Here is a 20518-nt window from a genome sequence, read left to right on the forward strand (position 1 = left end):
TGTCTACCTCCCTGTTACTTTTGAGCTTCAGCCCCACCAACTATTTCACTAATTTCTTGTGTAATAACTGATTGCCTTATTCTGTTATATTTTATATTTAAATTATTGATTATATCACTAGCATTTTCTGTAGCTCCATCCATAGCTGTCATTCTAGAACTTTGTTCACTGGCTTTAGCATGAAGCATACAATTTTGTAATTGACTCTTTAAATAAGTATCAATTGAATTATTTAAAACCTCTTCAAAATCTGGTTCGATTAAGTAGTCTTCCTTTTTACTACTATTAACTTCAAAAGGCAACATCTTAATTAATATAGGTTCTTGTTTCATTGGCGATATAAATTTTGTATATACTATATTAACCTCAGATACCTCACCTTGCTTATATAGATATATTGCTTCATTATATATTTTATTAATCTCTGATATAGTTGGAATATCTGGAATAGATACATATTCATTAAAAGTATTCAAGCTATATTTGCTCATATATGATAAACCTTTACTTCCAACTAGTACTATTTTTTCAGTTCCACTTTCATTATCTAAAACTTCCTTAAGATATGCTATAACATTATTATTATATCCTCCACATAGCCCTGTATCTGAAGTTAATACAATATACAATTTATCGCCTTTTCTTTCTGTGCAATATATTGATTCATATCCTTCTGGAAGATTTGAAACTACAACATCAACTATATCTTTGCATAGCTCGTTGTATTTTTCATTATTTGCAAGCTCATTTCTTACTTTTCTTAGTTTAGAAGTGGCAACAAGTCCCATAGCTTTGGTAATTTTTCTAGTACTTTCAACAGACTTTAATCTTCTTTTTATTTCTATAAGTCCCGCTGCTCCCACAGTTCTACCTCCTAAAGAATTGCATAGCTATTTAAAGCTATGCATTTTGTAAAAATATTTTTTTAAATTCTAAAATAGAGTTTTCAATTTTGACTTTTATTTCATCAGTCAATGCTCCCACTTCTACTATTTCTTTTAATAAATCTCTATAATGAGTATCAGCATATTCTAAGAATTCAGCTTCAAACTTTCTTATATCTGAAACATCTATATCAGATAAGAAATCATTAACTACTGCATAAAGAATAAGTATTTCTTTTTCTACATCCATTGGATTGTATTGATCTTGTTTTAATACTTCTACAATTCTCTTACCTTTTTCAAGTCTTCTCTTTGAGTCAGAATCTAAATCTGATCCAAATTGAGTAAAAGCTTCTAATTCTCTAAACTGTGCAAGCTCTAATCTTAAAGTACCTGAAACTTGTTTCATTGCTTTTATTTGAGCATTACCACCAACTCTTGATACTGAAATACCTGCATTAACAGCTGGTCTTTGACCTGCTAAGAATAATCCAGTTTCAAGGAATATCTGTCCATCAGTTATAGAAATAACATTTGTTGGAATATATGCTGTAACATCTCCAGCTAATGTTTCTATTATTGGAAGTGCAGTTAATGAACCTCCACCTAATTCATCTGAAAGCCTTGCAGCTCTTTCTAATAATCTTGAATGAATATAGAAAACATCTCCTGGATATGCTTCTCTTCCTGGTGGTCTTCTAAGTAATAGTGACATTGTTCTATATGCTACTGCATGCTTAGATAAATCATCATATATTATAAGAACATCTTTCCCTTGATGCATAAAGTATTCTCCAATACTACATCCAGCATATGGTGCTAAATATTGTAGTGGCGCACTTTCAGAAGCAGTGGCTGCTACTACTATTGAATAATCTAAAGCTCCCATAGTTTCTAATGTGTTAACAATATGAGCAACTGTTGATTGTTTTTGCCCTATAGCAACATATATGCAAATAACATCTTTTCCCTTTTGATTTAATATAGTATCGATAGCAATTGCTGTCTTACCAGTCTGTCTATCACCTATTATTAACTCTCTTTGACCTTTTCCAATTGGAATCATTGAATCAATAGCCTTAATACCTGTTTGTAATGGTTCTTTAACAGATTGTCTATCGATTATACTTGGTGCTGGAACTTCTATTGGTCTAGTTTCATTAGTTATTATTGGTCCTTTACCATCTATTTCTTCACCTAATGAATTAACTACTCTTCCAAGCATTCCTTCACCAACAGGGACTTCAACTATTTTATTAGTTCTTTTTACTATATCCCCTTCTTTTATTCCTTCTTCTGATCCAAGAAGTACACATCCTACATTATCTTGTTCAAGATTTAATGCCATACCAAATACGCCATTAGGGAACTCTAAAAGTTCACCTTGCATACAATCATCCAAACCGTATACTCTTGCTATACCATCACCGATCTGAATTATTGTACCAGAGTCTATGGTTTGAATCTGTGCACCATATCTTTGAATTTCTTTTTTTATAATTGATGTAATTTCTTCTGGTTTAATATTCATACCATCACCTCTATTCTGCACTAACCATTAATTTCTTTAATTCTTCTAATCTTAATTTTACAGTGCCATCCATTACTTCATTATTAACTCTTACATATATTCCACCTAGAATGCTTGAATCAATAACTTGTTGTAAAATAATTTTCTTATTATATTTCTTTTCAAGCTTTGTAATTAAATTATTATACTGCTCTTCACTTAAAGGTTCTGTAGTCTTTACTATTCCTCTATAAGTATTCTTTCTTTCAAGGTCGATTTTTTCCATTTCATTAAGCTTTTCTCTTAAGAATAGTATTCTATCCTTTTCTATTAATATTAATAAAAATGATAAAAGCTCTTCATCAATATTACCTTTAAAAATATTTATAAAAGTTTTCTTTTTTTGCTTTGTACTTATTTGAGGATGCTTAACTACCTCGTAAAAATCTTTATTATTATCTATAAGGTCACAAATTTCTCTTAAATCATTTAAATACTCTTGCACCTTTCCCTTTTCTTCTGCAACTTCATAAAGGGCAAGGGCATATCTTCGGTCTAAATACTCAAACATATTTAATTTCCTACCTCAGTAATAAACTCATCAATAAGCTCTTTATTTTTTTCTTTATCAATATTTTTTTCAATAACCTTAGTAGATAACTCTAAAGCTAAATCAATAGCTTCTTTCTTTAATTGATATTCAACCTTTTCTCTTTCTCTATTGATTTCAACTTTAGCTCTTTCGATGATTGTATTAGCCTCATTTTTAGCTTCTAACACAATTTCATCATAAATCTCTTCTGCTTTTCTTTTCTTTTCTTCTGTTATCTTTTTACCTTCTTCTCTAGCTTGCTTTAATATTCTTTCATTTTCAATAGCAAGAAGTCTAGCCTTGTTAGTAGCTTCTTCTGCATCATCCATCTGCTCATTTATGTATTCTTCTCTTTCGTCAATAATTGCCTTTACTTTTCCAAAGAAGAAATGCTTAAGTATTGCAAATAGAATAAAGAAGTTAATCAAACTTGCTAATATAAGCCCTAGGTTTATTTCCATAACAAAAATTCGCCTCCTTTTTTGGGAGTATTTATTAAATACCTAATTATGTTTTTATTAGAATACGAAAATTAATAAGATTGAAATTAATAATCCATAAATAGCTGTTGCTTCTGCAAACCCAGCACCTATAAGTAAAGTTGTTGTAATTTTACCACTTGCTTCAGGCTGTCTTGCTATACCTTCAACTGCTTTCCCTGTTGCTATACCTATTCCGATACCTGCTCCTATACCTACTAATACCGCTATTGCTGCTGCTATTGCTTTTACTCCTAAATCGCTCATTACTAAATACCTCCTAAAAATTAATGTTCTGCTACGACTTTCATATTTATCATTGTTAACATAACAAAGATAACCATTTGAATTGTTCCATCAAATACATCAAAATATGCATGTAATGGTACTGGAAGCCCTATCTGAGCTATCCATGCAACTTTTTCAAGTGATTCATACACTAGCTCAACGATAAATGACGCTGCTAGTATGTTACCAAATAATCTTAAAGACAATGAAACTGGAAGCATTATTCTCTCAATTATATTAAGTGGCAACATGAATAACATTGGCTCTCCGTAACCTAAAAAATAATGTCCTAGTCCTACTTTCTTAATTGCATATCCTTGTATTGCAAAGAATGAAATTAATCCTAAAGTAAGAGCTACACTATAATTCTTTGTTGTTGGAGCTATACCTATAAGTCCTAAAAGGTTCATAGGTAAGATAAATGCTGCTATAGTTCCTATAAAAGGAATTACATCCCTATATTTTTCTCCCATATTAGCATCTACCAAATTCATTAATGATGTGTAAATATATTCTACAACAATTTGTTTTTTACCTTCTGGTCTTCGTTTTAAATCTTTTGTTGACCACCAAGCTAATACTCCAACTAATAATATTACTATTAACTGAATTATTGCTTCTGGTTTTATATCTAAAGCAAGACCTCCGATGTAAAAGGTATAAATGGCTTCGCTAACATCCATTTAATCACTTCCTTTCTGGCTCTTAATCCAACCAAAAATTATAATTGGAAAATGTGTTATAAACCCTGCTAAATATAAAAGAAGATGATATTTATTATTTGCAAAAATTAATGCAATTATTATTACTGTTGAAATTCTAATAAATGTACTTACTACGGAAAATACATTTCCTTTTCCTGCATTTAGACTTTTGTCAAGAATAATACCTCTAATCACAAAGTTTAGCATAGCTATTATTATTCCTAATAAAAATATAAGTGCACCTTTAGGATTTATAAAGAAAATAATTAATGCAATAATTGACCCAAATAATATGTCCTCTTTTATAACAAGCTTTAAAAGAGCCTTCATTTCTATAGTCATATAAATCTCCTCCAGTAACTCTTGTATTATATTCCCGTTAAATAATTAATTAAAACCTCATATTTTTCAATTTCTTATGATTTATTCATTTTACATAAAAAAAATCAGTAATTTAGTTCTTTTTTCTTACTCAAGCTACATTTTTCAGCGTTTTTTATATAAAACTTGAAAGAAAATTCCCACCTATGCAATTGTCAGAATTTTCTCTCTTTTAATTTTAATATATTAATTATGATATCATTTTCATATTTGTATTTTATTAATTTTTTAAGTATTTTTTTATCATTTACTGCTATTTAAGGATTTCTATAAGGTATTTTATATTATATTGCAGAAATAAAATGAATAATTTAAATTGAAATTATTCATTTTATTTCACAATTTATTTATATAAAAATTTCTTTTGCTCACAACATATTTCTTATATACTTCTATTTTTCTTGGTTTCAGCAAAAAAACAAGAAGCATTCACTTATGAATACTTCTCATTTTTTTACTAAACATAATTAATTATGAGTGTTATCTTCTTTCAACTATCATGGCAGTTCCCATTCCACCACCTATACAAAGTGTTGCTAATCCCTTCTTAGCATCTCTTCTTTGCATTTCGTGTAATAAAGTTACTAATATTCTTGCACCAGATGCTCCAACTGGATGTCCTAATGCCACAGCTCCTCCATTTACATTTACTTTTGACATATCAAAGTGTAAATCTTTTGCAACAGCAATACTTTGTGCTGCAAAAGCTTCATTTGCTTCAATAAGATCCATATCTTCTACAGTTAAATTTGCACTTTGCATTACTGCCTTCGTTGCATGGAATGGTCCATATCCCATTATTGCAGGATCTAGTCCTTTATGTCCGTAAGATACTATTGTTGCTAAAGGAGTAACACCAAGTTCTTCTGCCTTTTCTGCACTCATCACTACAAATGCAGCTGCCCCATCATTAATCCCTGATGAATTACCTGCAGTAACCTTTCCATCCTTAATAAAACATGGTTTTAATCTAGCTAATCCTTCTATTGTTGAGCCAAATCTTGGTCCTTCATCTGTATCAAAAACTTTTGGTTCTCCTTTTCTTTGTGGGACCATAACTGGAAATATTTCATCTTTAAACTTTCCTTCTTTAATAGCCTTTTCAGCCTTTAATTGTGAATTAAGTGAGAATTCATCTAATTCTTCTCTAGTTAATCCCCATTCCTTTACTATATTCTCAGCAGTTACACCCATGTGATAATTGTTAAATGCATCACTTAAAGCATCTTTTATCATAGTGTCAATGATTTTTCCATCTCCCATTCTTTGACCCCATCTAGTAGTTTCTAATGCATATGGTGCCCTGGACATATTTTCCATACCACCTGCTACTACTACATCACAGTCACCAGCTTTAATCATTTGAGCTGCTAGAGCAACACTTCTAAGCCCTGATCCGCATACCATATTTATAGTCATTGCTGGAATTTCTATTGGAAGACCAGCCTTTACAGCAGATTGTCTTGCAACATTTTGTCCTAAACCTGCTTGTATAACATTCCCCATTACAACTTCATTAACTAACTCTGGCTTTATACCAGCTCTATTTACTGCTTCTTTAATTACTAGTGCTCCTAAGTCTACAGCTGGAATATCTTTTAGTGATCCTCCAAAAGTTCCTATAGCTGTCCTTACAGCACTTGCTATTACAACTTCTCTCATAAAATTACCCTCCAAAATTTACAATTTAATGTAATAAATGTTAAACAATTAACAATTTAATTATACATCTCTCTTTTTCCATATTCAACCAATTTTAAAAATATTTTAACCTTTTTGCATTTTATAATATTTATAGTTGCTTTTTAAAAATTCTATATTTCGAAGGATATTCTTTCATCTTTTTCTACATATAAAAAAATAGTACTACTTAACCTTTGAAATAACATAGACTAAATTTTAACTATCAATTTAATCTATTTATTTTACAAATTCAAATAATACTATTATTCATAAATATAATTATATTAATGATTTATCTAATGATAATTCAATTTTAAAATGTTCTGGTTCTAATTGAGTTAATTTAACTCCTGCAGCATTTAACATTCTTTTTGATGCCTTTACTATATCTGTTTCAGCATATTTATCACTTAAATATACTACTTCCTTTATCCCTGATTGTATTATTGCCTTTGCACATTCATTACAGGGGAATAATCCTACATATATTCTACATCCAGTTAAATCTTTGCCTTTACAGTTTAATATTGCATTTAATTCACCATGAACTACATATGCATATTTTGTATTTAACGTATCGCCTTCTCTTTCCCAAGGAAACTCATCATCAGAACATCCCTTAGGAAATCCATTATATCCTATACTTTCTATTATATTATTTTCATTTACTATGCATGCACCAACTTGAGTACTTGGATCTTTACTTCTTTTTCCTGATAAAAGTGCAACAGCCATGAAATAGTCATCCCACGATAGATATTCTTGTCTTTTCATCTTATATCCTCCTTTGTTTTTTAAATTATACTACTGCACATTATTTTTTTCTATACTAATTATTAATCATAATAATTTTATTTACTCTTTTTCTTTACAACTTAAGTAACAATGTTAAATCTTTATATGCTTGTATATAAAAAAACGAAGCCTAAGCTTCGCTTTTTATATTATTTAGTTCCAAATAGTCTGTCTCCAGCATCTCCAAGACCTGGTACAATATATCCTTTTTCATTTAATTTTTCATCTATAGCAGCAACATAGATATCTACATCTGGGTGTTGCTCTTGCACTAATTCAATTCCATTTGGAGAAGATATTAAGCACATTAATCTAATTTTCTTTGCTCCCCTTTTCTTTAATAAAGTTATGGCATCTGCTGCTGACCCCCCTGTAGCTAACATTGGGTCAACTACAAAAATATCTCTTTCTGCTATATCTTGTGGAAGCTTACAGAAATATTCTACTGGTTGAAGAGTTTCTTCATCTCTATATAATCCTATGTGACCTACTTTTGCTGCTGGCACTAGGTTTAATATACCATCAACCATTCCAAGACCAGCTCTTAATATAGGTACTACAGCTAATTTCTTACCTGATAACATCTGACATTTTGTTGTACAAATAGGTGTTTCAATTTCAACTTCCTCTGTACTTAAATCTCTAGTTGCTTCGTAAGCCATTAACATAGATACTTCTTCTACTAATTCTCTAAAATACTTAGAACCTGTATTTTTACTTCTAATAAATGCTAATTTGTGTAATATTAAAGGATGATTAATTTGTGTTACTTTACTCATATGTTACCTCCAAATAAAAAATAATCTTAATAATTATTATTTACTATATTTTTTTTCTATGTCTGTTATTTTAGCAATTCTTGTAGCATGTCTTCCACCTTGGAATTCTGCACTTAGGAACGTTTTTACTATATCTATAGCAAGGCCTTTCCCTACTACTCTTTCTCCCATTGTTAATATATTGGCATCATTATGTTCTCTAGTAGCATGTGCACTAAAAGTATCTGAACATAAGGCTGCTCTTATTCCTGGAACTTTGTTTGCTGCTATTCCTATACCAATTCCTGTACCACATATTAATATACCGAAATCAAATTCCTTAGCAGCTACTGCTTCAGCAACTGGTAATGAAATATCTGCATAATCACAAGCTTCTTCTGTATAAGTTCCAAAATCTTTAACTTCCATACCTTCTTCTTTTAAATAATTTAAAATTTCATTTTTTAAATTCAAACCGCCATGGTCACAGCCTAAAGCTATCTTCATACTCTGCTCCTCCTTTAATAGATATACTCTCAAGTTAAATTTTTATAAAAAAAGGAGAATGGTAACCCACCCTCCCCTTATTATACTTTAATAATGTCATAACCTGCAGCTTTATTAAGCCTATTCATAATTGCAAGCCCAACTCCATCTTCTTCAAACCCTTGACATAAAATATATTCTACACCTAAATCATCACATTTTCTTAAAGTTTCAAAAAGATTTTTTGCTATTTCATTTAAATCATATTTTCTTCCTAATGATAAAACTTCGCAATTTTTAAATCTATCTATATTTTCATCTGTAGTAATAATTGCTACTTTACTATTATTTTTAATATAATTTTCTAACATTTTGCACATTTTTTCAACAGTTTTTTCATTTTTTCCACTAATAATTTTCAATTTTGCTTTTGGTGCATAATGCCTGTACTTCATCCCTGGTGCCTTTGGCTTTAAATCTTCTGATGGTTTTTCCTTTAATGCTTCATCTATAACTATATTTTCATCTACAGTTCTCAGCATTTCTAAAGTAATTCCACCTGGTCTAAGTACCATTGGAGGGTTTACTGTGCAATCAACTATGGTAGATTCTACCCCAATATTACTTCTTTCTCCACCTAAAATATAATCAATCTTTCCATCTAAGTCTTCTACACATCTTTCCATATCTGTAGGACTAGGTCTACCAGATATATTAGCTGATGGTGCTGCTATAGGTACTCCTGCTGCTTCTATAAGCTTTAGTGCTATTTCTGAATTTGGCATTCTTACCCCTATAGTAGAAAGCCCTGCACTTGTCTCATCTGGTACTATATCTTTCTTATTTAATATTATAGTCATTGGACCTGGCCAGAACTTATCCATTAGCTTTTCTGCCACTTTAGGTATATCCTTAACAAACTTTTCAATACTTTTAGAGCATACATGGATAATAAGAGGATTATCCTGTGGTCTACCCTTAGCTAAAAATATTTTCTTTACAGCTTCTCCATTTAATGCGTCAGCTCCTAGCCCATAAACTGTTTCTGTTGGAAAAGCTACTGTTCCACCTAATTTTATTATGTTTCCTGCTTCATTAATAAAATCTTTATCTTCATTTAAATTTCTTATTATGGCTACTTTTGTTTTCATTAGCCTTTTACCCTCTTTCATTAAAATTAATTTGCCCTCTAGCTATCTTTATACTTTCTATGGCGGCTGGAGTATATGCTGATTTAACACAGGTAGTATATATATTTTCTAAAAAAATATATTTTCTTAAACTTCCATTTCTTATTATCTGAAAATAATAAGTTTGTTCTTCATTGATTTTTTTTAATCTATTATATTCACGCTCAACTTCAGGATATCTTTTTAAAAATCCCTTTACTATAGGTCTAGCCTTCTTATTTCTAAACTTACTTGATGTTACAATTATTATCTCAAGTTCTTCTCTATCTTTATTGGTATGCACAATAGCCACATTATCACATAGTATTATGCTTTCTCTTAAAAATAATCCCTGCCTTATTTTAAACCTGCTATTATAATATTTAAATTTCAAAGTACATATATTTATCCTTGCCAGTATTGCTATTAAAATTAAAAATTCAATAATTGCTATATATACATAAACAAATGTATTTTTTAAGTTTGCTAAATAAGCCAAAGTTGGTATTAACACAGACAAGATACCCATTATAATAAAAAATATATTTTCTTTTTTTCTTATTCTTTTTAATGCTCTATTTATTTCCATACTACTTTTTACTTATTGAAAAAGCCTTACAAATTAATGCAAGGCTTTTTAATTACATTGAATCAGTATTTCCCATTGCTTTCATTTTTTCTGCTTGATCTGCAGTAATTAAAGCATTGATTACTTCATCTATATCTCCATTTAAGAATGAATCTAATTTATATAATGTTAATCCAATTCTGTGATCTGTTACTCTTCCTTGTGGATAATTGTAAGTTCTTATTCTTTCACTTCTATCCCCTGTTCCTACCTGGCTCTTTCTATCTTCAGCTATTCCAGCTAATCTTTCTGCTTCTGCAACTTCATATAATCTAGCTCTTAAAACTTTCATAGCCTTTTCTTTATTCTTAAGCTGTGACTTTTCATCTTGGCAAGCAACTACTGTTCCTGTAGGTAAGTGAGTAATTCTTACTGCTGAATCTGTAGTATTAACACATTGTCCACCATTACCAGATGATCTATAAACGTCAATTCTTAAGTCTTTTTCATGGATTTCTATATCAACATCATCAACTTCTGGAAGTACTGCTACTGTAGCTGTTGATGTATGAATTCTTCCTGAACTTTCTGTATCAGGAACTCTTTGAACTCTATGAACTCCACTTTCATATTTTAACTTAGAATATGCACCAGCACCTTTTATCATAAAAACAACTTCTTTGAATCCACCAAGGTCATTTTCATTTGAACTCATAAGTTCTACTGACCATCTATTATTTTCGGCATATCTTGTGTACATTCTAAATAGGTTAGCTGCAAATAGAGCTGCTTCATCTCCACCAGCTCCACCTCTGATTTCAACAAATACGTTCTTATCATCATTTGGATCTTTTGGTAATAATAATATTTGTATCTTATTTTCTAATTCTATTTCTTGTTCTTTTAACATAGAAATTTCTTCAGATAACATTTCTCTCATTTCTTTATCTGATTCTTCTTCTAACATTTCCTTATTTGCTTCAAGGTCTTCTAAAACCTTTTTATATTCTCTATATGCTGTAACGATTATCTCTAAGTCAGCATGTTCCTTACAAAGCTTTCTCCATTCTTTTTGGTTAGCCATTATAGAAGGATCTGATATTTTTACTGAAAGCTCTTCATATTTATTTTCTGTAAATGCTAATTTATCTAATAACATAGTATCACTCCATACTGTTTTTTTTCATATTGAAATATTATATCATATTTAATCTAATTATATCAAGATTTTAGAAATTTCCTATTACTACCCTGTCTAATCCTGCTAAATCTTGAATAACTTTAATATTTTTAAACCCATTTTCTTCCATCAGAACTTTTACCTTCTCACCTTGATCATATCCTATTTCAAATGCAAGTATACCATTTTCATTTAACACCTTACGGCTCTCAGAAACTATTATATTATAGAAATCCATTCCATCTTCTCCACCAGCTAGAGCTGTATGTGGTTCATAATCTTTCACATCTTCCATTAAATCATCAATTACTTCATCAGCTATATATGGAGGATTAGATACTAATATATCATATTTCTTGCCATCTTCTATAACTTTATTCAATAAATCACTTTTAATGAATTCTGTTCTTTCTTCTAAATTATGTTTAACTATATTTTTTTTAGTTACTTTTTCAGGTATAGGATAAAAATCAACTAAATCTACCTTTATATTATTTCTTAAAGCTGCTAATGATATGCCGATAGCTCCACTTCCACAACACAAATCACATATACTTATAGCCTCTTCTTCACCTATATATTTTAGCACTTCTTCAACTAAAACTTCTGTATCTCCCCTTGGAATCAAGACTCCTTCTTCCACATAAAAATCTAATCCCATAAATTCAACATCTTTTAATATATATGCCATAGGCATTTTCTCTTTTCTCTTTTTAATAAGTTGTTTAAACTTATTTTCATTAAGATTACTTACTTCCTCATCTTTATTTAATATTAAATATATTTTATCTTTATTTAACACCTTTGTTAATAATAACTGGCAGTCTAATATATAAGTATCTATTTCTGCTTCCTTTAACTGCTGGTTACCATATATGAGAAGTTCTCCAATAGTCTTCATATCTTTTATCCCCTCTGCAGCCATCAATGACTTGATTGCAACTTCTATTTGCATGTCATCTGGCTCTTTTGTTGTTAGTTTTTGTAGCATCAGCCCTGGATAAGCAATTATCTTGCTAAACTTACTTTCTGACCTTCCTAGCCATTTAATTATTTCATAGCTTATTCCAGCTACTACTGGTAATAATACTATCCTAATTATTATACGTTCTATAAAATTACCCCAGCCTGTAAAAGTATATAATAATATACTTACAAACATAGTAAGAAATATAAAATTAGTTCCACATCTAGGATGTAACCTGCTTTGTTTTTTTACATTTTCAATAGTAAGCCTCTGCTCATTTTCATAGCAAAAAATTGTTTTATGTTCTGCACCATGATATTGAAATACTCTGTAAATATCCTCCATATTACTTATAAGAAACATATATAATATAAGTATAGCAATTCTGATGGATGCTTCTATTAAATTTAAAATAATGCTAGAAAAGCCAAAGGCTTTAAATATAGAAGCTATAGAAGTTGGAATACCAATAAATATTCCAATAGAAACTACACATGATAGCATCATAGTTAATGTAATAATTAAATTGCTAGCTAATTTTTCACCAAATACATCTTTTATCAATTTTTCAAATGCGCTTTCCTCTTCTTCCTCTTCAAAAAATGATGCTGAATAGTTTAATGTTTTTATGCCAATAATTAATGAATCTAGCAAGGCCGTTATTCCTCTTATAAATGGCAATGATAAAATTTTATATTTTTTAGTTAATGAAACTGTTTTTTTTACACTAACCTTTATTTTACCCTTTGGTGTTCTTATTGCTGTAGCCATACCTTTGGAGCCACGCATCATAACACCTTCAATTACAGCTTGCCCCCCTACATCACACTTTCTCATATCATCACACTTTCATTATTTATTATTTTTATGTCTAAAGTAACAATGTCCACATAAAGATTCATACTGCACATTATCAATATTATCTATAGCTACCTGCTCACCTTCAAAAACAAATTCCCCATTTATCTTTCTACCATTTAAGATAGCCTTTCTGCCACATTTACAAATGGTCTTCATCTCTTCTATGCTGTGAGCTAATAATAAAAGTCTTGTACTTCCTTCAAAACCTTCCATCATAAAATCAGTTCTTAAACCATAGCATATAACTGGAATATCAAGAACCACTGCTATTTTAAATAACTGGTCTACTTGTTCCTTAGTCATAAATTGAACTTCATCAACTAATATACAATTTACCTTAAATTTAACTTCTTGCCATTTTTGTATTTCTTCATAGATATTCATTTTTTCTAGACAAAGTATATCAACTTTTCTTTCTACACCTAATCTTGAAACTAATTTATCTCCACCCTTTTTATCAGTTGCAGGTTTTATTAAGATAACCTTCATTCCTCTTTCTTCATAATTATGTGCCACCTGCATCAAATGAGTAGACTTTCCTGAATTCATTGCTCCGTATCTAAAATATAATTTACTCATCATATCTCTCCCTCTTCTGTAATATCTACTCAGATTATATCATTTTAACTGTTATTTAATAAAGATGTTTTTATTTCCTATAATTCACTTATTCCTGATAATGTTTTATTGATGCAATTTTATTGACTGCTTATTAAATTGTGTGTTATACTTTTTAAAGTCATTGGAGATTTTACTTTAATGATATATTTTTATTGAAAGAGGTGAAAAATATGAGAGAAGGCATACATCCAGAATACCATCACGATGCAGTGGTTAAGTGTGCATGTGGAAATACTTTTACAACAGGTTCAGTTAAACCAGAATTAAAGATTGATATATGTTCAAAATGCCACCCATTCTTCACTGGTAAGCAAAAAATCGTTGATATCGGCGGTAGAGTTGATAAATTTAACAAGAAATTCGGTCTTAACAAATAAGATTGTTTTTAAAAAAACGGGAAAGATATCTTTCCCGTTTTTTTATTTCTTCATAACTTCATTTTTTATGAATAACTCCATAAATTCTTTATTATTCTTAGTTTTTGATAGCATATTTATTAATGTTTCAGTAATATTTTCTATATTTCCATCTCTATTCATATTTTTTCTTATAGCAAAAGCAACTTCTTTTTCTTCATCTGATAATAATAAGTCTTCTTTTCTAGTACCTGACTTATAAATATCTATAGCTGGGAATATTCTTCTTTCTTGTAGTCTTCTATCTAAATGAACTTCCATATTTCCTGTTCCTTTAAATTCTTCAAAAATCATATCATCCATTCTTGAACCTGTTTCTACTAATGCCGTAGCTAATATTGTTAAACTTCCTCCTTCTTCTATATTTCTTGCAGCTCCAAAGAATTTCTTTGGCATTAATAAAGCTCCTGGATCAAGCCCACCTGATAAAGTTCTTCCTGTTGGTGTTATAGTTAAGTTATATGCTCTTGAAAGTCTTGTAATACTATCCATAAGAATAACCACATCTTTACCTTGTTCAACCATTCTCTTTGCTCTTTCAAGAACCATTTGTGATACTTTAGCATGATTTTGTGGTTCTTCATCAAAAGTAGAGTAAATTACATCTCCTTTAATAGATCTCTTCATATCTGTAACTTCCTCTGGTCTCTCATCTATTAATAATACTATAAGCTTTATATCAGGATAATTCTTTGAAATATTTTGTGCTATTCTTTTTAATAATGTAGTTTTACCTGCTTTAGGTGGTGCAACTATTATCCCTCTTTGTCCCTTTCCTATTGGACACATAAAATCCATAAGTCTTGAAGATAAATCCCTACCGTTATCAGTTTCTAAATGTAATCTTTCATTAGGATATATAGGAGTCAAATTTTCAAAATTCTTTCTTCCTATAGCCTTATCTGGTGATTCACCATTTACCTTTTCCACAAATAATAGTGCTTTAAACTTTTCACCATCTTTTGCTTCTCTTACTTTTCCTTCTACTTCATCACCTGTTCTTAAGTTAAACCTTCTTATTTGTGACGGTGAAACATATATATCGTTTTCTCCAGTAAGATAATTACTACATCTTAAAAAACCAAAGCTATTGTTTTCTTGAATTTCTAAAACCCCTTTAGAAGAATTAGATTCATTAATCATAACCTTTAATCTTTCCTTCTTCTCTTCCTTTTCTTCTTCTGTTACATTATATCTATCTCTTGAATCGCTTGCATAAGCTTCACTATTTACATTTTCATCTATATGTATACTAGCTTCTATGTTTCTATTCTTAGGTGCAATTTTTTCTGTTAAAATTACCCCATTCTTTTCTATTTTATTAGGAGTTATTTTCACTAACTCTTCAATTAATTCACTTTTCTTTAATTTACTAATATTTTTTATACCTTTTTCCTTAGCTATTTCTTTTAAGGTAGCTAAAGTCATTTCATTATAGTTTTCTGTTTCCAAATTTATACCTCCATAATATTTTATATTTTTTGGGATTCATTTAAGATTGCACTTTTAGACTTGAAAAAATGAATTGAAATAAAACCTTAGTATTTGCATATATAATTATCCATCAATAATATACATATTTCAATAAAAAGTTATACTATAAGATTATCCTTTTTTATAATTTATTATACCAAGTATAATCATAATAACATTCATAAAGTTAATATTATTTCCATTATTGGACTATTTGCCGTCAAATTGTTGCCAATACTGGGCACACCTAAAAAAAAGTACTGCAATTTTTTATTGCAGAACTTCTTATTAATTATTTTTCTAAAGCAGCCTTTATTAATCCTGTGAATAGAGGATGCGGTCTGTTTGGTCTAGATTTTAACTCTGGATGGAATTGGGCTGCCACAAACCACTTATGATTTGGAATTTCTACAATTTCAACTAATCTTTCATCTGGACTTGTTCCTACTATTTTCATTCCTGCTTCACTTATTTGTTGTCTAAATTTATTATTAAATTCATATCTATGTCTATGTCTTTCTGATATATTTTCTTCACCATATACTTCAAAGGACTTGGATTCTTTATTTAATATACATGGATAAGCTCCTAATCTCATAGTACCGCCTAAATCTTGTACATCCTTTTGATCATTCATTAAATCTATTACTGGATACTTTGTTTCTGAATCTATTTCTGAACTATTAGCTCCTTCATATCCTAAAACATTTCTAGCAAATTCAATTACTGCTGTCTGCATTCCTAAGCATATTCCTAAGAAAGGTATATTATTTTCTCTTGCATATTTGATAGCTTCAATCTTTCCTTCTACTCCTCTATCACCAAATCCACCTGGAACTAAAATACCATCAACATTATTGAATATGTTCTTAGCATTTTCAGCAGTAACATCTACAGCATTTATCCACTGTATCTTAACATTCGCTTCATTAGCAAGTCCACCATGGTTTAAAGCTTCTACTACCGAAATATATGCATCATGTAATTCTACATATTTACCTACTAAAGCAATAGTAACTTCCTTCTTAAGATTTTTCATTCTATCAACCATATCAATCCATTCGTTATTGTTGATATCTATGCATCCTAATTGTAATTTTTCAACAACTAGCCTATCTAATCCTTCTCTATGTAACATTAATGGAACTTCATATAAGCTATTGGCATCTAAGTTCTGTATAACATTTTTAGCTTCTAGATTACAGAATAAACCTATCTTACTTCTTAAACTTTCATTTAATGGCTTTTCTGATCTACATACTATTATGTCTGGTTGAATGCCAATGCTTCTTAATTCCTTCACTGAATGTTGTGTTGGCTTAGTCTTTAACTCTCCAGCCTTTCCTAAGTAAGGAACTAAAGTAACATGAATAAAGCATACATTATCTCTTCCTACTTCATATTGTACTTGCCTAATTGATTCTAAAAATGGAAGCGATTCAATATCTCCTACTGTTCCACCTATTTCAGTTATAACTACATCAACATCTGTTTCTTTACTAACTGCATAAACTCTATCCTTTATTTCATTAGTTATATGAGGTATTACTTGAACTGTTCCTCCAAGGTATTCACCTCTTCTTTCCTTAGCAATTACATCTCCATATATTTTCCCTGTTGTAACATTATTGTTTTTGCTTAAGCTTTCATCAATGAATCTTTCATAATGTCCTAAATCTAAATCTGTCTCTGCACCATCATCTGTAACAAAAACTTCTCCATGTTGATATGGACTCATTGTACCTGGATCCACATTTAAATACGGATCAAACTTTTGAATTGATACCTTTAATCCTCTATTTTTTAATAATCTCCCTAATGATGCTGCTGTTATTCCCTTTCCTAAAGCTGATGCAACACCACCAGTTACAAAAACATATTTAGTAGCCATTATTTTTCCTCCTAATTTATATTTTTAATGTTGACACTTGATTTTATCTTTGATATAATATAAATTACCCCACTAATTACACAAGCAGGGTAATCCTTAATTCATAAATAAAATCATATCACATTAGTTATATTTTATCTAGTGTTTTTTGTCTTTTTTAAAAATTTTTCTCTATCTTTTCCTCTAAGTAAAAGAAATTATCTCTAAATTCCTTATTCATCAGTAATTTTTCTTCAGCTTTTACTATATTATTCTTGATTGTCTTATCAGATTTCAGCTGAAGCTGATCCTTTATGAGCCCTTTATCTAAGCAATTAAATTTTCTCATTAATAAAAGTAGTAAGTATTTACATTCTCTTCTTTTCATAATTACGCATATTTCTTCATCATCAATTCCATAAAATTGAGCAATAATTTGTATAATTACTAGATACTTTTCTATATATATTCACTCCTTTCCCCTTTTTATATAATTATTTCCATATAAATATATAACTATGCAGTTATTTAGAATATACCAATATTAATTACTTATATTTATTTTAAAAAAATCACAAGATAATTAATAATTACCTTGTGATTTTATCTTAATTAGCTCTAATCTTAACTTTAAGCTCTATAGTTATTCCTGACTGCCCTTCTAATCCTAATATATATTTAGTATATACCACTCCACCATCATCATCCATATCTATATCTAATTCCTTTGTATATATATTTATATTCATCATTCCATACGGAGTATTATATAAAGAAACTACTTCTTCTCCTTTTTTGAATTCCATTCTTGTAGTAGTAGAACCTTCTCTCTCTAAAATTAATGCCTCATCTTTTATAACTAAAGTAGTAGTTGTTCCATCCATGCCTGATATTTCCGACTCTTCATACACAGCCTTAAATTCACTTTCTCCTAAATGAAACTTTCCTGGCGTAACTACTTCTATTACTTCATCTTTATTTAAATCTGAAAAACTTCTTACAGATATTATTGCACTCTTTTCCATATTTCCTCCTATTTTACGTTAATTAAATATTTTTCTAACTTTTTACATTTCATTGGAGATACATTCATTTCCTTTACTCTATTATACTCTAGTCATATTTATTCCCCTAATTATTTTTTAAAATATCTTTTATTAGTTCTACTATTTTAAATTTGCATTTTATATTATTGTTTTCTTCATCATTATCATCAACAAGAACTTCTTTCAAGTTACTTGAATCAACATCACCTTTTGTCTCATCTACAAAACATAATGGTGGAAACATCACACACCACCAGTTATGACCTTCACCATTTCCGATGATAATTCTAAATGCTTCATAATTCCCTTGTGGAAATAAATAATCTCCATAAACCTTATCTGGAAAGTTTTCTCTTGATATCATTGTCTTAGCTTCATAATCAAAACCATTTTCCCAAAGTACATTTATTGCTATATTATTTACCTCTTCTATATTATCCATTAATATATTTCTTGCTTCATCTACTTCTGTAGCATCCTTTAACTGAATATTAATATAATCAATAACTTTATCTCTTACTAGTAACTTAACAGCTTGATCTTCATCAGAATCGCTATTTGCAATAACATGAAATCTAATAAGCTTGTCTTTAATTTCATCATAATTTAAGCTCACTAGTTGTGCTTCCAAGCATCCCTCATTAGTTGAGCCTACTAAAATACCTATGCAAATTATAAAAACTAAAAATATACTAAAAATCTTTTTCATACTTATAACCCCCTATATGAGTTAAGTATTGACATACTTTAGGGGATTATTCATATTTATCTATTTTTTATTTTTATATTGTTCTTGTAATAAATACATCACTATATTTCTTTTTCATCTTTTCAAAACATTTTTGTGCCTTTAGCATATCATCAAAAAACGCAAAGACTGTTGGCCCGCTTCCGCTCATCATTGAATTTATCGCTCCACAAGCATTCATTTCTTCTTTTATTTTTATTAATATCTTATGTTTTCTTAATGTAACATTTTCTAATAAATTTTTCATATTACTTGCTACAAAATTTAAGTTATCATTTTCTATAGCATTGATTATATCTGCTGTCTTTGGATGTTGTTTAACTTTTTCTAAATTGAAATTCTTATATACCTCTTTAGTAGAAACTCCAAATGCTGGCTTAACTAATACTATTATTTTATCTTTAAATGACTTGATAGGAGTTATTATCTCACCAATTCCTTCACATAATGCTGTGCCTCCATGAATGCAATAAGGAATATCTGCACCTAATCTTAAACCTAGCTCCATTAATTCTGCCTCAGTTGCATTAACATTAAATAATTCATTCATTACTTTTAATACAGCTGCTGCATCTGTACTTCCACCTGCAAGTCCTGCTGAAACTGGAATATTCTTTTCTATATTTATTTTAACTCCATCAACAATATCATATCTTTCTTTAAAAATTTCAGCTGCTTTATATGCTAAATTTCTATTATCCACAGGAACATAACTTTTATTGCATTCTAAAGTTATTCCATATTTCTGCTTCTCAACTTCAATTTCATCATATAAATCTATATTCTGCATTATCATACTTAATAGATGATAACCATCTTCTCTTTTTCCAACCACATCTAAAGATATATTTACCTTACCGTATGCTTTAATTTTCATATATTCAAATCCTTTCGACGAAAGCCTTTTACTTAATCTGTCATAATCATATATTTAATTCTTCAAACTCAAATATATCTAAACTTTATAACTATTATTATATATAGTATTTTATCTGTAGTAAATATATCTTTTATTACATAAAATTTTTGAAAAAGTGGG

The 20518-nt window shown here is 29.5% G+C and carries 23 protein-coding genes; 1 reads left to right on the forward strand and 22 read right to left on the reverse strand.

What is annotated here, in order from left to right:
- Nucleotides 1-14 precede the first annotated feature (14 nt).
- From atpG to BHW04_RS12055, 16 genes are all read right to left on the reverse strand, one after another.
- Entirely contained in the window at nucleotides 15-863 is an 849-nt protein-coding gene (gene atpG, locus BHW04_RS11980; RefSeq protein ID WP_186835130.1) for an ATP synthase F1 subunit gamma, read from the reverse strand.
- Between the two features lie 37 nt (nucleotides 864-900).
- A complete protein-coding gene (gene atpA / locus BHW04_RS11985; RefSeq protein ID WP_022211315.1) occupies nucleotides 901-2415 on the reverse strand; it encodes a F0F1 ATP synthase subunit alpha in 1515 nt (504 codons plus the stop codon).
- A 10-nt stretch (nucleotides 2416-2425) separates the two neighbouring features.
- The gene (locus tag BHW04_RS11990) at nucleotides 2426-2965 is read right to left on the reverse strand and encodes a F0F1 ATP synthase subunit delta (RefSeq protein ID WP_022167334.1); all 540 of its coding nucleotides are present in this window, start codon (nucleotides 2963-2965) and stop codon (nucleotides 2426-2428) included.
- 2 nt (nucleotides 2966-2967) lie between these two features.
- Nucleotides 2968-3447 (reverse strand): F0F1 ATP synthase subunit B, encoded by a 480-nt coding sequence (locus BHW04_RS11995; RefSeq protein ID WP_022167333.1) that lies wholly within the window; start codon nucleotides 3445-3447, stop codon nucleotides 2968-2970.
- A gap of 57 nt (nucleotides 3448-3504) precedes the next feature.
- Nucleotides 3505-3732, reverse strand: coding sequence for an ATP synthase F0 subunit C (atpE, locus tag BHW04_RS12000; protein WP_022167332.1), 228 nt, complete (start codon nucleotides 3730-3732; stop codon nucleotides 3505-3507).
- Between the two features lie 20 nt (nucleotides 3733-3752).
- The gene (locus tag BHW04_RS12005) at nucleotides 3753-4436 is read right to left on the reverse strand and encodes a F0F1 ATP synthase subunit A (protein ID WP_022167331.1); all 684 of its coding nucleotides are present in this window, start codon (nucleotides 4434-4436) and stop codon (nucleotides 3753-3755) included.
- On the reverse strand, nucleotides 4437-4799 hold the full coding sequence (locus tag BHW04_RS12010; RefSeq protein ID WP_022167330.1) for an ATP synthase subunit I: 363 nt from the start codon (nucleotides 4797-4799) through the stop codon (nucleotides 4437-4439).
- A 519-nt stretch (nucleotides 4800-5318) separates the two neighbouring features.
- Complete coding sequence (locus BHW04_RS12015) at nucleotides 5319-6500, reverse strand: acetyl-CoA C-acetyltransferase (protein ID WP_302699825.1); 1182 nt, start codon at nucleotides 6498-6500, stop codon at nucleotides 5319-5321.
- Nucleotides 6501-6800: 300 nt separating this feature from the next.
- Nucleotides 6801-7295, reverse strand: coding sequence for a deoxycytidylate deaminase (locus tag BHW04_RS12020; protein WP_022211317.1), 495 nt, complete (start codon nucleotides 7293-7295; stop codon nucleotides 6801-6803).
- Between the two features lie 170 nt (nucleotides 7296-7465).
- A complete protein-coding gene (gene upp / locus BHW04_RS12025) occupies nucleotides 7466-8095 on the reverse strand; it encodes a uracil phosphoribosyltransferase (RefSeq protein ID WP_022211318.1) in 630 nt (209 codons plus the stop codon).
- Nucleotides 8096-8131: 36 nt separating this feature from the next.
- A complete protein-coding gene (gene rpiB, locus BHW04_RS12030) occupies nucleotides 8132-8581 on the reverse strand; it encodes a ribose 5-phosphate isomerase B (RefSeq protein WP_022167326.1) in 450 nt (149 codons plus the stop codon).
- 80 nt (nucleotides 8582-8661) lie between these two features.
- A complete protein-coding gene (locus BHW04_RS12035) occupies nucleotides 8662-9711 on the reverse strand; it encodes an L-threonylcarbamoyladenylate synthase (protein WP_302699828.1) in 1050 nt (349 codons plus the stop codon).
- 7 nt (nucleotides 9712-9718) lie between these two features.
- Nucleotides 9719-10318, reverse strand: a complete 600-nt coding sequence (locus BHW04_RS12040; protein WP_022211321.1) for a hypothetical protein — start codon at nucleotides 10316-10318, stop codon at nucleotides 9719-9721.
- Between the two features lie 52 nt (nucleotides 10319-10370).
- Nucleotides 10371-11456 carry a peptide chain release factor 1 gene (gene prfA, locus BHW04_RS12045; protein WP_022211322.1) on the reverse strand — a complete coding sequence of 362 codons (1086 nt, stop codon included), beginning with the start codon at nucleotides 11454-11456 and terminating at the stop codon, nucleotides 10371-10373.
- 70 nt (nucleotides 11457-11526) lie between these two features.
- Entirely contained in the window at nucleotides 11527-13281 is a 1755-nt protein-coding gene (gene prmC / locus BHW04_RS12050; RefSeq protein WP_302699830.1) for a peptide chain release factor N(5)-glutamine methyltransferase, read from the reverse strand.
- Nucleotides 13282-13296: 15 nt separating this feature from the next.
- Nucleotides 13297-13884, reverse strand: coding sequence for a thymidine kinase (locus BHW04_RS12055; protein ID WP_186835149.1), 588 nt, complete (start codon nucleotides 13882-13884; stop codon nucleotides 13297-13299).
- Between the two features lie 212 nt (nucleotides 13885-14096).
- On the opposite strand from BHW04_RS12055, the gene rpmE reads away from it, so the two are divergent.
- Nucleotides 14097-14303, forward strand: a complete 207-nt coding sequence (gene rpmE / locus BHW04_RS12060; RefSeq protein ID WP_022211325.1) for a 50S ribosomal protein L31 — start codon at nucleotides 14097-14099, stop codon at nucleotides 14301-14303.
- A 42-nt stretch (nucleotides 14304-14345) separates the two neighbouring features.
- Here rpmE and rho read toward each other — a convergent pair whose 3' ends face one another.
- The 6 genes from rho to ispE form a co-directional block, all read right to left on the reverse strand.
- Nucleotides 14346-15770, reverse strand: a complete 1425-nt coding sequence (gene rho / locus BHW04_RS12065) for a transcription termination factor Rho (protein WP_441294435.1) — start codon at nucleotides 15768-15770, stop codon at nucleotides 14346-14348.
- Nucleotides 15771-16107: 337 nt separating this feature from the next.
- On the reverse strand, nucleotides 16108-17706 hold the full coding sequence (locus BHW04_RS12070; RefSeq protein WP_302631056.1) for a CTP synthase: 1599 nt from the start codon (nucleotides 17704-17706) through the stop codon (nucleotides 16108-16110).
- 157 nt (nucleotides 17707-17863) lie between these two features.
- Nucleotides 17864-18073 (reverse strand): hypothetical protein, encoded by a 210-nt coding sequence (locus tag BHW04_RS12075; protein WP_186835129.1) that lies wholly within the window; start codon nucleotides 18071-18073, stop codon nucleotides 17864-17866.
- 220 nt (nucleotides 18074-18293) lie between these two features.
- Nucleotides 18294-18710, reverse strand: coding sequence for a DUF1934 domain-containing protein (locus tag BHW04_RS12080; RefSeq protein ID WP_022211328.1), 417 nt, complete (start codon nucleotides 18708-18710; stop codon nucleotides 18294-18296).
- A gap of 106 nt (nucleotides 18711-18816) precedes the next feature.
- Nucleotides 18817-19440, reverse strand: coding sequence for a stage II sporulation protein R (gene spoIIR, locus BHW04_RS12085; protein WP_022211329.1), 624 nt, complete (start codon nucleotides 19438-19440; stop codon nucleotides 18817-18819).
- 73 nt (nucleotides 19441-19513) lie between these two features.
- The gene (gene ispE / locus BHW04_RS12090) at nucleotides 19514-20356 is read right to left on the reverse strand and encodes a 4-(cytidine 5'-diphospho)-2-C-methyl-D-erythritol kinase (RefSeq protein WP_302699834.1); all 843 of its coding nucleotides are present in this window, start codon (nucleotides 20354-20356) and stop codon (nucleotides 19514-19516) included.
- Between the last annotated feature and the right edge of the window lie 162 nt (nucleotides 20357-20518).

The organism is Clostridium sp. 29_15, from assembly GCF_001916075.1.
In the GTDB taxonomy this organism is placed as follows: domain Bacteria; phylum Bacillota; class Clostridia; order Clostridiales; family Clostridiaceae; genus Clostridium; species Clostridium lentum.

Excerpts from the sequence above, each read along its gene's own strand:
- ispE (WP_302699834.1), bottom strand. The coding sequence starts at position 20,356 with ATGAAAATTAAAGCATACGGTAAGGTAAATATATCTTTAGATGTGGTT.
- BHW04_RS12040 (WP_022211321.1), bottom strand. The coding sequence starts at position 10,318 with ATGGAAATAAATAGAGCATTAAAAAGAATAAGAAAAAAAGAAAATATA.
- BHW04_RS12070 (WP_302631056.1), bottom strand. The coding sequence starts at position 17,706 with ATGGCTACTAAATATGTTTTTGTAACTGGTGGTGTTGCATCAGCTTTA.
- BHW04_RS12075 (WP_186835129.1), bottom strand. The coding sequence starts at position 18,073 with ATGAAAAGAAGAGAATGTAAATACTTACTACTTTTATTAATGAGAAAA.
- BHW04_RS12035 (WP_302699828.1), bottom strand. The coding sequence starts at position 9,711 with ATGAAAACAAAAGTAGCCATAATAAGAAATTTAAATGAAGATAAAGAT.
- upp (WP_022211318.1), bottom strand. The coding sequence starts at position 8,095 with ATGAGTAAAGTAACACAAATTAATCATCCTTTAATATTACACAAATTA.
- BHW04_RS12015 (WP_302699825.1), bottom strand. The coding sequence starts at position 6,500 with ATGAGAGAAGTTGTAATAGCAAGTGCTGTAAGGACAGCTATAGGAACT.
- BHW04_RS12005 (WP_022167331.1), bottom strand. The coding sequence starts at position 4,436 with ATGGATGTTAGCGAAGCCATTTATACCTTTTACATCGGAGGTCTTGCT.
- BHW04_RS11995 (WP_022167333.1), bottom strand. The coding sequence starts at position 3,447 with ATGGAAATAAACCTAGGGCTTATATTAGCAAGTTTGATTAACTTCTTT.
- BHW04_RS12080 (WP_022211328.1), bottom strand. The coding sequence starts at position 18,710 with ATGGAAAAGAGTGCAATAATATCTGTAAGAAGTTTTTCAGATTTAAAT.
- prmC (WP_302699830.1), bottom strand. The coding sequence starts at position 13,281 with ATGAGAAAGTGTGATGTAGGGGGGCAAGCTGTAATTGAAGGTGTTATG.
- BHW04_RS11990 (WP_022167334.1), bottom strand. The coding sequence starts at position 2,965 with ATGTTTGAGTATTTAGACCGAAGATATGCCCTTGCCCTTTATGAAGTT.
- prfA (WP_022211322.1), bottom strand. The coding sequence starts at position 11,456 with ATGTTATTAGATAAATTAGCATTTACAGAAAATAAATATGAAGAGCTT.
- rho (WP_441294435.1), bottom strand. The coding sequence starts at position 15,770 with ATGACTTTAGCTACCTTAAAAGAAATAGCTAAGGAAAAAGGTATAAAA.
- BHW04_RS12010 (WP_022167330.1), bottom strand. The coding sequence starts at position 4,799 with ATGACTATAGAAATGAAGGCTCTTTTAAAGCTTGTTATAAAAGAGGAC.
- spoIIR (WP_022211329.1), bottom strand. The coding sequence starts at position 19,440 with ATGAAAAAGATTTTTAGTATATTTTTAGTTTTTATAATTTGCATAGGT.
- atpA (WP_022211315.1), bottom strand. The coding sequence starts at position 2,415 with ATGAATATTAAACCAGAAGAAATTACATCAATTATAAAAAAAGAAATT.
- rpmE (WP_022211325.1), top strand. The coding sequence starts at position 14,097 with ATGAGAGAAGGCATACATCCAGAATACCATCACGATGCAGTGGTTAAG.
- BHW04_RS12020 (WP_022211317.1), bottom strand. The coding sequence starts at position 7,295 with ATGAAAAGACAAGAATATCTATCGTGGGATGACTATTTCATGGCTGTT.
- BHW04_RS12055 (WP_186835149.1), bottom strand. The coding sequence starts at position 13,884 with ATGAGTAAATTATATTTTAGATACGGAGCAATGAATTCAGGAAAGTCT.
- rpiB (WP_022167326.1), bottom strand. The coding sequence starts at position 8,581 with ATGAAGATAGCTTTAGGCTGTGACCATGGCGGTTTGAATTTAAAAAAT.
- atpE (WP_022167332.1), bottom strand. The coding sequence starts at position 3,732 with ATGAGCGATTTAGGAGTAAAAGCAATAGCAGCAGCAATAGCGGTATTA.